Genomic DNA, 16,048 nt, shown 5'->3' with positions numbered 1-16,048 from the left:
CGTCCGGGGCGTTGTCACAGCTGCATTCTTGTTGCCGTTACCGCTTCGTGTCACTCGCCTGTGGATAACTGGGTGCGCTATGCCGGTATTGCGGTTTTTCTGGCCTTGGTGAGGCGGGAAACCGGCCCTCGGCGGCTGTGAAGGAGCGCCCCGGCGTGGCGGGCGCGAGCACCCCGCCAAGGCGCGGCCGAGGCTCCGCCGGGGCGCGGCCGAGGCCCCGTCGACGCGCGGCCGAGGTCACCGGCGGGACGTGCGCGAAACGTTCCGGGCGGGCGTGGACGCGGTTCCGGCGAAGGTCAGTCCGCCGCTTCGATCTCCCGCAGCAGGCCCGTCTTCACATCGAAGACGAAGCCGCGGACGTCATCGGTGTGGGGGAGGAACGGCGAGGTCCGTACGCGCCGCATCGACTGCCGGACGTCCTGGTCGACGTCGCGGAACGCCTCGACGGCCCAGGAGGGCCGCTGGCCGACCTCCATCTCCAGCTCGTGCCGGAAGTCCTCGGTGAGGCTCTCCAGGCCGCAGCCGGTGTGGTGGATGAGGACCACGCTGCGGGTGCCCAGCGCCCGCTGGCTGATGGTGAGGGAGCGGATGACGTCGTCCGTGACCACACCGCCCGCGTTGCGGATGGTGTGGCAGTCGCCGAGCGAGAGCCCGAGCGCGTCGTGCAGGTCGAGTCGCGCGTCCATGCAGGCGACCACGGCGACGCGCAGCACGGGCCGCGCGTCCATCCCGGGGTCGGCGAAGTCGGCGGCGTAGTGCTGGTTCGCCTCGACGAGTCGGTCGGTGACCGTCCCGCCGGTCCTGGCGGGGCCGGCGGGGGATCCGTCGGAGTCGGTGGGAAGGTGTGCGGAAGTCGGCATACCCACGACGGTAATGGTCACGGGGCGCCGAGGGCTGCCGGGGAACGGGACGAAGACGGCACAAGGAGCGTCAACGTCACGGGGTGTGAGGTAGTCCACACGAGTGGCGCAGGCGGTGTCGAACGGGTGAAATGTGCTGTTCGCGGTCGAGTGGGGAGTGACCCGGACGACGCGCTGGCCGGTTGATTGACCGGACGGACGAGTGGACTAAAGTGGCGCGAAGTTCACGGACACACCCCGAACGCAACCCGACGCATTCCGGACATTCCCGCATGTCGCGGCCCTACGTGCGGCTCGGCCTCCTCCCGCTCGGCGGTCGGCCGACGCCCTTTCCGGCGACGGCGGACCACTCCCCTTCTGAGCGGGCGGGGACCCGGCCGCACGGACGGCCGCGCCGGATCCTGAGAGGGCGCATGAGCGAGCGCAGCGAGCGAGTCACGGAAGGCCGCGCGCCCGCGCAGCGCCGTACGGAAGGCACGCCCGGCCTATCCGGCACGGCGGACGGGCGTCGGCGCGCCCGCGCCACCGCCCACGGACCCCGGCACCGCCCCGCGGCGATCCGCCGGGCCGGCGGGACTTCCCGGACACGGCCCGGCCCGCTCCGCGCGAGCCTCGTACCCGCCCCGGGGGTGCGCCCGTGATGAACCAGGTCCGTCACGTGCCCGTCATGCTCCAGCGCTGCCTGGACCTGCTGGCCCCCGCCCTCGCCGAGCCCGGCGCGGTCGTCGTGGACTGCACCCTCGGCCTCGGCGGGCACAGCGAGGCACTGCTCGCCACCTTCCCCTCCGCCCGGCTGATCGCGCTCGACCGGGACCAGGAGGCGCTGCGGCTCTCGGCCGAGCGGCTCGCCCCGTACGGCGACCGGGCCACGCTCGTGCACGCCGTGTACGACGAACTGCCCGACGTCCTCGCCCGTCTCGGTGTGGGGCGCGTCCAGGGCGTCCTCTTCGACCTCGGAGTCTCCTCCATGCAACTGGACGAGTCCGACCGCGGCTTCGCCTACGCCCAGGACGCCCCGCTCGACATGCGCATGGATCAGACGGCCGGTGTCAGCGCCGCCGAGGTCCTCAACACCTACCCGCCCGGCGAACTGGTGCGGATCCTGCGCGCTTACGGTGAGGAGAAGCAGGCCAAGCGCATCGTGTCGGCCATCGTCAAGGAGCGCGAGAAGCAGCCCTTCACCCACAGCGCCCGGCTCGTGGAGCTGATCCGCGACGCTCTCCCGCAAGCCGCCAAGCGCACCGGCGGCAACCCCGCCAAACGCACCTTCCAGGCGCTGCGCATCGAGGTCAACGGCGAACTCGCCATCCTGGAGAGGGCAGTCCCCGCGGCCGTGGCGAGCCTCGCGGTGGGCGGCCGCATCGCCGTCCTCTCGTACCACTCGCTGGAGGACCGCCTGGTCAAGCAGGTCTTCGCGGCGGGCGCCGCCAGCAGTGCCCCGCCGGGGCTGCCCGTGGTGCCCGAGCGCTACCAGCCCCGTCTCGAACTGCTCACCCGCGGCGCCGAACTCCCCACGGAGGAGGAGATCGCCGAGAACCGGCGGGCGGCCCCGGCCCGGCTGCGGGGGGCCCGGCGCATCAGGGAGGACGCTCCGTGAGCGGACCGGCCAAGCAGTTGAGGGGGCGGGCCGCGCGGCTCGCCCAGCTGATGCCCTCCGGGGCCGGCTCCGCGGCCCGGACCCCCTTCGTCCTGCTGGTGGTGCTGCTCCTCGGCGGGGGTCTGATCAGCCTCCTGCTGCTGAACTCCGCGCTGAACGAGGGGTCGTTCCGGCTCAGCGACCTCAAGAAGCAGACCACCGACCTCACCGACGAGGAACAGGCTCTGCAACGGGACGTGGACAACGCCTCCGCACCGTACGCGCTGGAGCGGCGGGCCCGCGGGCTCGGCATGGTGCCCGGCGGCAGCCCGCTCTTCCTCGACCCCGCCGGCACCGTGCGCGGTGTCACCGGCGAGGCCACCGCGTCCGGGCGGCAGTCCCCGATGGGCGGCGCCGAGGAGACCCCGGAGCCCACCGGCTCCCCGGCCGACGACGCACCCCGAGGCACCCCGCCCCGGACATCCGGCGAGCCGGCCCCTACGACACCCGGCAGGTGACGCAGTGCCTCCCAAGGAACCACCGCGCCGCCGCGTGCCCGGCCCCGCCCGCTCCGGCCCCGAACGCTCCGGCGGCGCGCGGCCCGGGAACGGCGGCCGCCCCCGGCCCGCCACCGTACGCCCGGCGCAGGCGCCCCGCCGTCCGCGCCCGGGCGCGCGCGGCCCCCGCCGGATCCGGCTCGGCAGCCCCCGTCCCCGGCTGCGGCTGATCGGCCTCGGCCTGACCCTCGTCATGCTGGCGTTCGTCGTCCGGCTGCTCCAGGTGCAGGCCGTCGACGCGAGCGAGTTCGCCGCCAAGGCGGAGCGCAGCCGCTACTACACCCAGACCGTCGCCGCCGAGCGCGGCGAGATCACCGACCGGGCCGGTATCGCGCTCGCCACCAGCGTCGACGCGTACGACATCACCGCCGACCCGTTCATGTTCACCCGCGACTTCACCAAGGTGCCCGACGCCCCCGAGCAGGCGGCCGAACTGCTCGCCCCGATACTCGGCGTGGACCGCGCCGGTCTCGTGGCGAAGCTCAAGACCCCCAAGTCCCGCTACACCGTCCTGGCGCGCCGCCAGACGCCCCAGGTCTGGAACCAGATCAAGGACCTGAAGAACGTGCTCGCCCGGAAGGCGAGCAAGGCCAAGGCCGACGGCGGCTCCGGCGTGAGCGTGCTCTCCGGCGTCTTCCAGGACGCCAGCAGCAAGCGCGTGTACCCCAACGGGGACCTCGCCGCCGGGATACTGGGGTACGTGAACGCGGCCGGCCGGGGCGCCGGCGGCGTCGAGTCCATGCTCGACACGGAGCTGGCCGGCCAGGACGGCCAGATCAGCTACGCCCAGTCCGGGGGCCGTCGCGTGCCCACCGCCGGCTCACGGGAGAAACCGGCCGTACCCGGCTCGGACATCGAGCTGACCATCGACCGGGACATCCAGTGGGCCGCGCAGAAGGCCATCGCCGACCAGGTGAAGGAGTCCAAGGCCGAACGCGGCTACGTCGTGGTCCAGAACAGCGGGACCGGGGAGATCCTGGCCATGGCCAACGCCCCCGGATTCGACCCCAACGACCTCTCCGAGGCCGACGCGGCCGCCATGGGCAACGCGGCCCTCCAGGACGCCTACGAGCCCGGCTCCACCAGCAAGGTCATGTCCATGGCCGCCGTGCTGGAGGAGGGGGCCGCCACCCCCGGCACCCATGTCGTCGTCCCCAACCGGCTGCACCGCGGCGACCGCCTCTTCAAGGACGACGTCGACCACCCCACCTGGTACCTGACGCTCAACGGGGTCCTCGCCAAGTCCAGCAACATCGGAACCATCATGGCCACCGGCGAACTCGGCAGGACCCAGGCCGAGGCCAACAAGGTCCTGCACTCGTACCTGACCAAGTTCGGCATCGGCCGCCCCACCGGCCTCGGCTACCCCGGGGAGACCCGCGGCCTGCTCGCGAAGCCCGCGGACTGGTCCACCTCGCAGCAGTACACGATCCCCTTCGGCCAGGGCCTCTCGCTCAACGCCGTCCAGGCCACCTCGGTCTTCTCGACGATCGCCAACGGCGGCGTACGGGTCGAACCCACGCTGGTGCGCGGCACGACGGGACCCGACGGGCGCTTCACCGCGGCGCCCGCCCCCGAGCGGACCAGGGTGGTCAGCGAGAAGACCGCGAAGACCGTGTCCACGATGCTGGAGTCGGTCGTCGGCGACGAGGAGGGCACGGGCACCAAGGCCCGCATCCCCGGCTACCGCGTCGCGGGCAAGACCGGCACCGCCAACCGGGTCGATCCGGAACTGGGCGTCTACCGGGGTTACACCGCCTCGTTCGCCGGCTTCGCCCCCGCCGACGACCCGCGGATCACCGTCTACTGCGCCATCCAGAAGCCCACCAAGGGCAGCCACTTCGGCGGCCAGATCTGCGGTCCCACCTACAAGAAGGTCATGGAGTTCGCTCTCAAGACGCTGCGGGTCGAACCGACCGGCAGCAAACCCGCCCGGCTGCCGGTCACCTTCAAACCCGGCGAGTGACCCCCAGGGAACCACCCAGTGACAACCATCACCCCCGATTCCGGGAACCACCACGATCCCGCCGCGCACGAGCCCCCCTCACGTGGCTCGCGGCCCGTACGGCCCGGTACGCTCACCGCCGTGCCACACGCTGATCAAGACCGAACCACCCCCCAGGACGCCGCCGCGAACCGGCCGGGGACGCCCCGCCCGGAGCGGGTCCACCCCACGCCGCTCACGGAGCTGGCCGCCCGGCTGGGCGCCGAGACCCCGGCCCACGGGCAGGTGACCGGCCCGGGGGAGGCGACCGGCATCACGCACGACTCGCGGGCGGTGCGACCGGGCGACGTGTACGCCGCGCTGCCCGGTGCCCGGCTGCACGGCGCCGACTTCGCCGCCCAGGCGGCGGACCTGGGAGCCGTCGCCGTCCTCACCGACCCGGCCGGCGCCGACCGCGCGGCGGCCACCGGGCTGCCCGTCCTGGTCGTGCCCGACCCGCGTGGCGCCATGGGGGAGCTGGCCGCCGAGATCTACGGGCGGCCCGGCGCGGACCTGCTCCAGATCGGGATCACCGGTACCTCGGGCAAGACCACCACGGCCTACCTCGTGGAGGGCGGGCTGCGCGGCGCCGGCCACCGGACGGGACTGATCGGCACCGTCGAGATGCGGATCGACGACGAACGCATCAAGTCCGAGCGCACCACCCCCGAGGCCACTGACCTCCAGGCGCTCTTCGCCGTCATGCGTGAACGCGGCGTGGAGTCGGTCGCCATGGAGGTCTCCAGCCACGCCCTGGTCCTCGGCCGGGTCGACGGCTGTGTGTTCGACGTCGCCGTCTTCAACAACCTCAGCCCCGAGCACATGGAGTTCCACTCCGGCATGGAGGACTACTTCCAGGCCAAGGCCGGGCTCTTCACCCCCGGGCGCAGCCGCGCCGGGGTGGTGAACCTCGACGACGAGTACGGCCGCCGGCTGCTGACCGAGGCCACCGTCCCGCTCACCACGTTCTCCGCCGAGGGCCACCCGGACGCCGACTGGCGCGCCGAGGACGTCCGGGTCGGCTCGCACGGCTCCACGTTCACGGCCGTCGGCCCGGACGGCGAGCGCGTCACCGCCGAGGCGCCGCTGCCCGGCCCGTTCAACGTCGCCAACACCCTGGCCGCGATCGCCACCCTCGCCGTCGCCGGGATCGACCCCCAGACCGCGGCCGACGGCATCGCCGCCGTGCCCGGGGTGCCGGGCCGCCTGGAACGCGTCGAGGCGGGACAGCCGTATCTCGCCGTGGTCGACTACGCCCACAAGACGGACGCCGTCGAATCGGTCCTGCGCTCCCTGCGCAAGGTCACCAAGGGCCGGATCCACCTCGTGCTCGGCTGCGGCGGCGACCGGGACGTCAGCAAGCGCGGCCCGATGGGCGCCGCCGCGGCCCGGCTCGCCGACACCGCCGTACTGACATCCGACAACCCGCGCTCGGAGGACCCGCTCGCGATCCTCGCCGCGATGCTGGCGGGCGCCGCCGAGGTGCCCGTGCACGAGCGGGGCGACGTCCTCGTGGACGCCGACCGGGCCTCCGCCATCGCCGCCGTGGTGGGCCTCGCCGAGGCCGACGACACCGTCCTGATCGCGGGCAAGGGCCACGAGCAGGGCCAGGACGTCGCCGGGGTCGTCCGCGCCTTCGACGACCGCGAGGTCCTGCGCACGGCCATCGAGCGCTCCCTGCGCCGCGAGCACGCGCCCGAGCTCCGCACAGAACACCGCGTCGAGCACCGTTCCGACTACCGCACCGAGCACCGTTCCGAGCACCCGACGGAGCCCCGCCCCGGCCTCCGCCCGGGTCACCGCCCCGGGCCGCACCACGAGCCCGGCCCCGAGAACAACAGTCAGGGATGACCCAGTGATCGCCCTCTCCCTCGCCGAGATCGTCGCCATCGTCGGCGGGCAGCCGCACGACATACCGGATCCGGCCGTCCGCGTCACCGGACCCGTGGTGTACGACTCCCGCGCGGTACGGCCCGGCAGCCTCTTCGCCGCCTTCGCCGGTGACCGCGTCGACGGCCACGACTACGCGGCGGCGGCCGTCGAGTCGGGCGCGGTGGCCGTGCTGGCCACCCGGCCCGTCGGCGCCCCCGCCATCGTCGTCGACGATGTCGTCCAGGCCCTCGGCGCCCTCGCCCGCACCGTCGTGGAGCGCCTCGGCGCCACCGCGGTCGCGCTGACCGGATCGGCCGGAAAGACCAGCACCAAGGACCTGATCGCGCAGCTGCTCCAGCGCCGCGGGCCCACCGTGTGGCCGGAAGGCAACCTCAACAACGAGATCGGCCTGCCGATCACCGCGCTGCGGGCCGAGGAGGACACCCGCTACCTCGTGCTCGAGATGGGCGCGCGCTACATCGGCGACATCCGCTACCTCACCGGACTCGTCCCGCCCAGGATCGGGCTCGTCCTGAACGTCGGCACGGCCCACATCGGCGAATTCGGCGGCCGGGAGCAGATCGCCCAGGCCAAGGGCGAAATGGTGGAATCCCTCCCCGCGGCGGCCGACGGCGGAGTGGCGGTCCTCAACGCCGACGACCCGCTCGTGCGGGCCATGACATCACGGACGAGCGCCCGCGTCCTCCTGTTCGGAGAGTCGGGCGAAGCAGACGTACGGGCAGAGAACGTGCGCCTCACAGCCACCGGACAGCCCGCGTTCAGGCTTCGAACACCCTCCGGGTGCAGCGACGTGACGCTGCGGCTGTACGGTGAGCACCACGTGTCGAACGCGCTTGCCGCGGCCGCCGTCGCCCATGAGTTGGGCATGTCCGTCGACGAGATCGCCGTCGCGCTCTCCGAAGCGGGCACCCTCTCCCGCTGGCGTATGGAGGTCACGGAGCGCTCGGACGGCGTGACGATCGTCAACGACGCCTACAACGCGAACCCCGAATCCATGAGGGCGGCGCTCCGCGCGCTGGCCGCCATGGGCGGTGCCTCACAGGCCCGGGGGGGCCGTACGTGGGCGGTGCTCGGCCCCATGGCCGAACTGGGGGACGACTCGCTCGCCGAGCACGACGCGGTCGGACGGCTCGCCGTCCGGCTCAACGTCAGCAAGCTCGTGGCAGTCGGGGGCAGGGAAGCGTCCTGGCTGCGACTGGGCGCTTACAACGAGGGTTCGTGGGGTGAGGAGTCGGTGCACGTGTCCGACGCTGAGGCGGCGGTCGACCTGTTGCGCGGGGAACTGCGTCCGGGAGACGTCGTGCTGGTGAAGGCTTCGAGGTCGGCCGGGCTTGAGCGGGTCGCCCAGGCCCTGCTGGAGAACGCCACCGAGGGCGAGGTCGCCGGCCGATGAGGCAGATCCTCTTCGCGGGAGCCATCGGGCTCTTCCTGACCCTGATCGGTACGCCGCTGCTGATCAAGCTCCTGGCCCGCAAGGGGTACGGGCAATTCATCCGGGACGACGGCCCGCGCACCCACGGCAGCAAGAAGGGCACGCCCACCATGGGCGGCATCGCCTTCATCGCGGCCACGCTCGTCGCGTACGCCCTGGCGAAGGTGATCACCGGAGAGGACCCGAGCATCTCGGGTGTGCTGGTGCTCTTCCTGATGGCGGGCATGGGCCTCGTCGGCTACCTGGACGACTACATCAAGATCGTGAAGCGCCGTTCGCTGGGTCTGCGGGCCGGCGCGAAGATGGCGGGACAGCTGATCGTCGGCATCGCGTTCGCGGTGCTCTCGCTCCAGTTCTCCAACTCCCAGGGGCTCACGCCCGCCTCGACCAAGCTGTCGTTCGTCACCGACTTCGGCTGGTCGATCGGCCCGGTGCTGTTCGTGGTCTGGGCGCTGTTCATGATCCTCGCGATGTCCAACGGCGTGAACCTCACGGACGGGCTCGACGGCCTCGCGACCGGCGCCTCGGTGATGGTCTTCGGGGCGTACACCTTCATCGGGCTGTGGCAGTTCCAGGAGTCCTGCGTCAACGCGATGACCCTCACCAATCCCAACGCCTGTTTCGAGGTACGGGACCCACTCGACCTCGCGGTCGTCGCCTCGGCCCTGATGGGCTCCTGCTTCGGCTTCCTGTGGTGGAACACCTCGCCCGCCAAGATCTTCATGGGGGACACCGGTTCGCTCGCGCTCGGCGGCGCGCTCGCCGGCCTGGCGATCTGCTCCCGGACGGAATTCCTGATCGCCATCCTCGGCGGACTCTTCGTGATGATCACCATGTCCGTGGTGATCCAGGTCGGTTCGTTCCGGCTGACCGGGAAGCGGGTCTTCCGCATGGCTCCCCTCCAGCACCACTTCGAACTCAAGGGGTGGTCCGAAGTCCTTGTGGTGGTCCGCTTCTGGATCATCCAGGGCATGTGCGTCATCGTGGGACTGGGGCTCTTCTACGCGGGCTGGGCGGCAGAGAAGTGAACTGGCAGGGCAAGCGGGTCACCGTCGCGGGTCTCGGGGTCTCCGGGATCCCGGCGGCCCGGGTGCTGCACGGGCTCGGCGCGGTGGTCACCGTCGTCAACGACGGGGACGACGAACGGGCCCGCGCCCAGGCCGCCGACCTGGCGGCGCTCGGTGTCACCGTGCGCCTCGGGGACGGGGCGACCCTGCCCGAGGGCACCGAGCTGGTCGTCACCGCCCCCGGCTGGCGGCCGGACAAACCGCTGTTCACGGCCGCCGCGGCGGCCGGGGTGGAGATCTGGGGCGACGTGGAGCTGGCCTGGCGGCTGCGCGGGCCGGGGGCCGCGCCCTGGCTCGCCGTCACGGGCACCAACGGCAAGACCACGACCGTCCGGATGCTCGCCTCGATCCTCGAAGCGGCCGGGCTGCGGACGGCCGCCGTCGGCAACATCGGCGTCTCGCTGCTGGACGCGGTCACCGGCGACGAGACGTACGACGTCCTCGCCGTCGAGCTGTCCAGCTACCAGTTGCACTGGGCGCCGAGCGTGCGCGCCCACTCCGCCGTGGTGCTCAACCTCGCGCCGGACCACCTGGACTGGCACGGCTCGATGGAGGCGTACGCGGCCGACAAGGGCCGCGTCTACGAGGGCAACAGCGTCGCCTGCGTCTACAACGCGGCCGACCCGGTCACCGAGGACCTGGTGCGCGAGGCCGACGTGGTGGAGGGCTGCCGCGCGATCGGCTTCACCCTCGGCCCGCCGGCGCCGTCCCAACTCGGCGTCGTGGACGGCCTCCTGGTGGACCGCGCCTTCATCGAGAACCGCCGGGCACAGGCCAAGGAGCTCGCCGAGGTCTCCGACGTCGACCCGCCGGCCCCGCACAACATCGCCAACGCGCTCGCGGCGGCGGCCCTCGCGCGCGCCTTCGGCGTCGAGCCCGAGGCCGTACGAAACGGACTGCGCGCCTTCCGGCCCGACCCGCACCGCATCGAACACGTCGCGGACGTCGCGGGCGTCGCCTACGTCGACGACTCCAAGGCCACCAACACCCATGCCGCGGAGGCGTCCCTGGCCGCCTACGACCCGGTCGTGTGGATCGCGGGCGGCCTCGCCAAGGGAGCGGCCTTCGACGAACTCGTCGCGGCCTCCGCGAAGCGGCTGCGCGGTGTGGTCCTGATCGGCGCCGACCGAGGCCTGATCCGGGAAGCCCTCGCGCGACACGCCCCGGAGGTCCCGGTCGTGGACCTGGAACGGACCGACACTGGGGCGATGTCGGCGGCGGTCCGCGAAGCGGCACGGCTCGCACAGCCGGGGGACACGGTCCTGATGGCCCCGGCCTGCGCCTCGATGGACATGTTCGCCAACTACAACAAGCGAGGCGAGGCGTTCGCGGACGCGGTGAGCGCACTCGCCGCCGAGCACGCCTGACCGGCCCCGTGCCGTGCTGAGCCGTCCGGGGCCGCGGCACGGGCCGTACCTCCGGAGGGCGCCGGACACCCGGCAGCCGCCGCGACAGGCCCGACTGGAGGGGACAGCGACGATGCCGGCCGACGACACCGCTGACCGGGATCCGGGGCACCGGGACCCGCACGACGCGAGCCCGTGGCACCGGGAGCCGCACCATCCGGCCCCGCGGCAGCAGGACCCGCACGAGCGCGGGCCGCGCGACGGCGGACCGCACCGCGCGGACCGCCCGCGTCCCGCGGAGCCACGGCGCGCCGACCCCGGCGCCCGTCCCCGCGACCCGCGCGCCCGCGACCCGCGCCCCCGCGAACCCCGCCGCCCCGAGCCACGGCCCGTGGTCCGCACCTGGGGCCTCGCCAGCGCGCTCGCGGGCACACCCGTCCTGGCCGGCCCGCCGGGCGCCGACAGCGCCGCACGGGGCCCGGCCGCGGGCCCCGACGGCGGCCGCCCCGCCGGACGCCGGGCGGAGTCCGGGCGGGGCCCGGAGCGCGGCAGTGCGTCCGGCCCGGCCCGCGGACCGGCCGCCCCCGGCGGCCGGGGCCCGTCACCCGCCGGCCGTCAGTCCGCGGCACGCCGCCCGGGCGGCGCCGCCCGCCCCCCGAAGCCGCCGCGCCGGAACGGGCCCCGCGGACTGTACGAGCGGGCGCGCCGCACCTGGGACCGGCCGCTGACCGCGTACTACCTGATCCTCGGCAGCGCGCTGCTGATCACCGTGCTCGGCCTGGTGATGGTCTACTCCGCGTCGATGATCTACGCGCTCCAGCTGTCGCTGCCGTCCACGTACTTCTTCCGCAAGCAGTTCCTGGCCGTGCTCCTGGGCGCCCTCCTGCTGCTGGCGGCCTCCCGCATGCCGGTCAAACTCCACCGCGCGCTGGCCTATCCCCTCCTGGTCGGTTCCGTCTTCCTGATGGCGCTCGTGCAGATCCCCGGGATAGGGCGTTCGGTCAACGGCAACCAGAACTGGATCTACCTGGGCGGCCCGTTCCAGCTCCAGCCCAGCGAGTTCGGCAAACTGGCGTTGATCCTCTGGGGTGCTGATCTGCTTGCCAGAAAACAGGACAAAAAGCTGCTGACCCAGTGGAAGCACCTGCTCGTCCCGCTCGTGCCAGGCGCCTTCATGCTGCTCGGACTGATCATGCTCGGCGGGGACATGGGGACGGCGATCATCCTCACGGCCATCCTCTTCGGCCTGTTGTGGCTGGCCGGCGCGCCCACCCGGCTGTTCGGCGGGGTGCTGGTCGTCGTGGCGCTGCTCGGCTTCGCGCTGATCAAGACCAACGAGAACCGGCTGTCCCGGTTCAACTGCGTCTTCGCCAAGGACCTGGGCCCCGAGGGCGAGTGCTGGCAGGCCGTACACGGAATCTACGCCCTGGCGTCGGGCGGATGGTTCGGATCCGGCCTCGGCGCGAGTGTGGAAAAGTGGGGGCAACTGCCCGAACCGCACACCGACTTCATTTTCGCCATCACCGGGGAGGAACTGGGGCTGGCGGGGACGCTGTCGGTGCTCGCGTTGTTCGCGGCTCTAGGCTATGCGGGTATCCGCGTGGCCGGACGCACGGAGGATCCCTTCGTGAGGTACGCCGCGGGTGGCGTGACCACCTGGATCACGGCCCAGGCCGTGGTCAACATCGGTGCGGTGCTCGGTCTGCTGCCGATCGCCGGAGTCCCGCTCCCGCTGTTCTCCTACGGAGGATCGGCCCTGCTGCCGACCATGTTCGCTATCGGGCTGCTGATCGCGTTCGCGCGAGAGGATCCCGCCGCGAAAGCGGCCCTGGCCATGCGCCAGCCCGTCTTCGGCAGGAAGCGGGCCGGGGTGAGATGGAAGACGATGAGACGGCGCGTCAAGAAGCGTCCGTCCGGAGAGCGGTGAATTTCGGTGCATGTCGTACTCGCCGGCGGGGGGACCGCCGGCCACATCGAGCCCGCGCTCGCCCTCGCGGACGCCCTGCGGAGGCAGGATCCGACCGTGGGGATCACGGCCCTGGGCACGGAGCGCGGACTGGAGACCAGGCTCGTACCGGAGCGGGGGTACGAGCTCGGGCTGATCCCCGCCGTACCGCTACCGCGCAAACCGACCCCCGAACTCATCACCGTCCCCGGGCGGCTGCGCGGCACCATCAAGGCCGCCGAGCAGATCCTGGAGCGCACCAAGGCCGACTGTGTCGTGGGCTTCGGCGGCTATGTCGCGCTGCCCGGCTATCTGGCGGCCAAGCGGCTCGGCGTGCCGATCGTCGTCCACGAGGCCAACGCCAGGCCCGGCCTCGCCAACAAGATCGGCTCGCGGTACGCGAACGGCGTGGCCGTCTCCACCCCGGACAGCAAGCTGCGCGGCGCCCGCTACATCGGCATTCCCCTGCGCCGCACGATCGCCACCCTCGACCGGGCCCGTGTGCGCCCCGAGGCGCGCGCCGCGTTCGGCCTCGACCAGAACCTGCCCACGCTGCTGGTCTCCGGCGGCTCGCAGGGCGCGCGCCGGCTCAACGAGGTGGTGCAGCAGGTCGCTCCGGTGCTCCAGCGCTCCGGGATCCAGATCCTCCACGTGGTCGGCCCGAAGAACGAATTGCCGCGCGTGGACAACATGCCCGGTATGCCGCCTTATATCCCGGTACCGTACGTGGATCGGATGGACCTCGCGTACGCCGCCGCCGACATGATGCTCTGCCGCGCGGGCGCGATGACCGTCGCCGAACTCTCCGCCGTCGGGCTGCCCGCCGCCTACGTCCCGTTGCCCATCGGCAACGGCGAACAGCGGCTCAACGCCCAGCCGGTGGTGAAGGCCGGCGGCGGACTGCTGGTCGACGACGCCGAGCTCACGCACGAGTGGGTGCAGGGCAACGTGCTCCCGGTGCTCGCCGATCCGCACAAGCTGTACGAGATGTCGCGCGCGGCCGCCGAGTTCGGCCGCCGGGACGCCGATGATCTGCTTGTCGGCATGGTGTACGAGGCGATCGCAGCACGCCGTCAGGCGTAGGGAGGCAGGGGAGCGTGGCCGGACCGACGACCGCCGAGCGCGGTGCGCGACCGAAGGGCGAGTCCGGCGGCTCCGGGGAACCGCGCGAGCGCCGGTTCCGGCTCCCCGGCCGGCGGGTGATGATCGTACTGGCCGGTTCCCTCGTCCTGTTCGCGGGCGGTACCTGGCTGTTGTACGGCTCCGACTGGCTGCGTACGGAGCGGGTGAGCACCTCCGGCACCGAGGTGCTCACCCGCTCCGAGGTCGAGTCCGTGGCGGCCGTCCCGGTCGGCTCGCCGCTCGTCTCCGTCGACACGGACGGGATCGAGAACCGGCTGCGGCGCAAGCTGCCCCGTATCGATTCGGTCGATGTCGAGCGCTCCTGGCCGCACACAATCAGACTGAAAGTGACCGAACGGCAGCCGGTCCTGTTGATCGAAAAAGACGCGAAGTTCATCGAAATGGACGCCGAAGGTGTGCGCTTCGCCACGGTGGACCGGGCGCCCGACGGGGTTCCGCTGCTCAGGACGGCCCTGAGCCCGCCGTCCGGCCAGCAGCGTTTCGGACCGGCCCGGCTGACCCGGGAAGCCGTGCGCGTAAGGGAGGGCCTGCCCGGGAAGGTGGCCCGGGACACCCGCGTCGTACTGGTCCGTTCCTTCGATTCCATCTCCCTGGAACTGACCGGTGGACGTACGGTCATGTGGGGAAGCGGCGAGGACGGGCCGGCCAAGGCCCGTGCGCTCACCGCCCTCATGAAGGCCGCTCCGCGGGCACGGCACTTCGACGTGAGTGCCCCCACCGCACCGGCGGCATCGCGGAGTTGACGCGTATATGTGCTGGCCAGCACCCTGGTTGGTCAGCGCTATGGGTGATCACATAGGGTGAAAAGAAAAACGGGAGGTTCGGCGTGTTCGTTGAACGTGCGCCGCTTGTCGACTTAGTGTCCTGTTCGGAAGAGTCCAGAAAACGGACACACTGGTAACCCTCAACTTCAACGTTAGGGTTTGGGTCGGCGTTTCGGACCGTCCCATCGGCATCAGTCGTCGCGGCGCCCCACGGCGGAGCGGCGACACGTAAATCGAGGCGAGAGGCCTTCGACGTGGCAGCACCGCAGAACTACCTCGCAGTCATCAAGGTCATCGGTGTCGGCGGCGGTGGTGTCAATGCCATCAACCGGATGATCGAGGTCGGCCTCAAGGGTGTCGAGTTCATCGCGATCAACACGGACGCGCAGGCCCTGTTGATGAGCGACGCCGACGTCAAGCTCGACGTCGGCCGCGAACTCACCCGCGGCCTGGGCGCCGGCGCCAACCCGGCGGTCGGCCGCAAGGCGGCCGAGGACCACCGCGAGGAGATCGAGGAGGTCCTGAAGGGGGCCGACATGGTCTTCGTCACCGCCGGCGAGGGCGGTGGCACCGGCACCGGCGGCGCACCCGTCGTCGCCAACATCGCGCGCTCCCTGGGCGCCCTGACGATCGGCGTGGTCACCCGCCCGTTCACCTTCGAGGGCCGCCGTCGCGCGAACCAGGCGGAGGACGGCATCGCCGAACTCCGCGAAGAGGTCGACACCCTCATCGTCATCCCCAACGACCGGCTGCTGTCCATCTCGGACCGCCAGGTCAGCGTGCTCGACGCGTTCAAGTCCGCGGACCAGGTCCTGCTGTCCGGTGTGCAGGGCATCACGGACCTCATCACCACTCCCGGCCTGATCAACCTCGACTTCGCCGACGTCAAGTCCGTGATGTCGGAGGCGGGCTCGGCCCTCATGGGCATCGGCTCGGCCCGTGGTGACGACCGCGCGGTGGCCGCCGCGGAGATGGCGATCTCCTCGCCGCTCCTCGAAGCCTCCATCGACGGCGCCCGCGGCGTCCTGCTCTCCATCTCCGGCGGCTCGGACCTCGGACTGTTCGAGATCAACGAGGCCGCCCAGCTGGTCAGCGAGGCCGCCCACCCCGAGGCCAACATCATCTTCGGCGCCGTCATCGACGACGCCCTCGGCGACGAGGTACGGGTCACCGTCATCGCGGCCGGCTTCGACGGCGGACAGCCGCCGGCCCGCCGGGAGACCGTGCTCGGCGCCGGTTCCGGCAAGCGTGACGAGCAGCCCGCGCCGCCCCGGTCCGACACCGGCCGGTCGGCCGGCGGCCTGGGCACCGTACCGCCCCGCGAGGAGGGCCCCGAGCGGGTCGACTCCACCCCGGTGGTCGGCGAGTCCGCGTTCTCCCCGATGCCGCCTCCCCAGGTGCCCCCGGCCCGTCCGTACCAGGACAGCCAGGCCGAGGAACTGGACGTGCCGGACTTCCTGAAGTGATAACCACGCACGAGA

Annotated in this window: 11 protein-coding genes and 1 pseudogene; 11 read left to right on the top strand and 1 reads right to left on the bottom strand. The window is 72.1% G+C overall.

Going from position 1 to position 16,048, the window contains the following annotated elements:
- Nucleotides 1-296 precede the first annotated feature (296 nt).
- Entirely contained in the window at nt 297-860 is a 564-nt protein-coding gene (locus IG02_RS0113095) for a beta-class carbonic anhydrase (RefSeq protein ID WP_030745823.1), read from the bottom strand.
- 640 nt (nt 861-1,500) lie between these two features.
- Between IG02_RS0113095 and rsmH the strand changes: the two genes are divergently transcribed.
- The 11 genes and pseudogenes from rsmH to ftsZ all read left to right on the top strand — a co-directional run bounded on the left by rsmH (nt 1,501) and on the right by ftsZ (nt 16,033).
- Nucleotides 1,501-2,457, top strand: a complete 957-nt coding sequence (gene rsmH, locus IG02_RS0113090; protein WP_030745820.1) for a 16S rRNA (cytosine(1402)-N(4))-methyltransferase RsmH — start codon at nt 1,501-1,503, stop codon at nt 2,455-2,457.
- Nucleotides 2,454-2,954, top strand: a complete 501-nt coding sequence (locus IG02_RS36280; RefSeq protein WP_063756776.1) for a hypothetical protein — start codon at nt 2,454-2,456, stop codon at nt 2,952-2,954. The genes rsmH and IG02_RS36280 overlap by 4 nt, the downstream gene beginning before the upstream one ends.
- A 4-nt stretch (nt 2,955-2,958) precedes the next feature.
- The gene (locus tag IG02_RS0113080; protein WP_030745814.1) at nt 2,959-4,959 is read left to right on the top strand and encodes a peptidoglycan D,D-transpeptidase FtsI family protein; all 2,001 of its coding nucleotides are present in this window, start codon (nt 2,959-2,961) and stop codon (nt 4,957-4,959) included.
- A gap of 18 nt (nt 4,960-4,977) precedes the next feature.
- Nucleotides 4,978-6,678: pseudogene (locus IG02_RS0113075) on the top strand (UDP-N-acetylmuramoyl-L-alanyl-D-glutamate--2,6-diaminopimelate ligase); the annotation flags it as partial.
- Between the two features lie 154 nt (nt 6,679-6,832).
- Entirely contained in the window at nt 6,833-8,263 is a 1,431-nt protein-coding gene (locus IG02_RS0113070) for a UDP-N-acetylmuramoyl-tripeptide--D-alanyl-D-alanine ligase (protein WP_030745809.1), read from the top strand.
- Entirely contained in the window at nt 8,260-9,330 is a 1,071-nt protein-coding gene (mraY, locus tag IG02_RS0113065; protein WP_030745806.1) for a phospho-N-acetylmuramoyl-pentapeptide-transferase, read from the top strand. Before IG02_RS0113070 ends, mraY begins: the two co-directional genes overlap by 4 nt.
- Nucleotides 9,327-10,736, top strand: a complete 1,410-nt coding sequence (gene murD / locus IG02_RS0113060; protein WP_420707739.1) for a UDP-N-acetylmuramoyl-L-alanine--D-glutamate ligase — start codon at nt 9,327-9,329, stop codon at nt 10,734-10,736. The genes mraY and murD overlap by 4 nt, the downstream gene beginning before the upstream one ends.
- Nucleotides 10,737-11,154: 418 nt before the next feature.
- Entirely contained in the window at nt 11,155-12,642 is a 1,488-nt protein-coding gene (gene ftsW / locus IG02_RS0113055) for a putative lipid II flippase FtsW (RefSeq protein ID WP_199814018.1), read from the top strand.
- 6 nt (nt 12,643-12,648) lie between these two features.
- Complete coding sequence (murG, locus tag IG02_RS0113050) at nt 12,649-13,743, top strand: undecaprenyldiphospho-muramoylpentapeptide beta-N-acetylglucosaminyltransferase (protein WP_030745800.1); 1,095 nt, start codon at nt 12,649-12,651, stop codon at nt 13,741-13,743.
- Nucleotides 13,744-13,757: 14 nt separating this feature from the next.
- Entirely contained in the window at nt 13,758-14,546 is a 789-nt protein-coding gene (locus IG02_RS0113045) for a cell division protein FtsQ/DivIB (RefSeq protein ID WP_030745796.1), read from the top strand.
- A 275-nt stretch (nt 14,547-14,821) separates the two neighbouring features.
- Complete coding sequence (ftsZ, locus tag IG02_RS0113040) at nt 14,822-16,033, top strand: cell division protein FtsZ (RefSeq protein WP_030745792.1); 1,212 nt, start codon at nt 14,822-14,824, stop codon at nt 16,031-16,033.
- Nucleotides 16,034-16,048: the final 15 nt, after the last annotated feature.

This window comes from Streptomyces sp. NRRL F-5135 (assembly GCF_000719775.1).
Taxonomy (GTDB): Bacteria; Actinomycetota; Actinomycetes; order Streptomycetales; family Streptomycetaceae; genus Streptomyces; species Streptomyces hebeiensis.
This window is presented reverse-complemented; position numbering and strand designations above follow the sequence as displayed.

What these genes read in the sequence shown, in the direction of transcription:
- mraY (WP_030745806.1), top strand. Translation starts at nt 8,260, where the DNA reads ATGAGGCAGATCCTCTTCGCGGGAGCCATCGGGCTCTTCCTGACCCTG.
- IG02_RS0113095 (WP_030745823.1), bottom strand. Translation starts at nt 860, where the DNA reads ATGCCGACTTCCGCACACCTTCCCACCGACTCCGACGGATCCCCCGCC.
- rsmH (WP_030745820.1), top strand. Translation starts at nt 1,501, where the DNA reads ATGAACCAGGTCCGTCACGTGCCCGTCATGCTCCAGCGCTGCCTGGAC.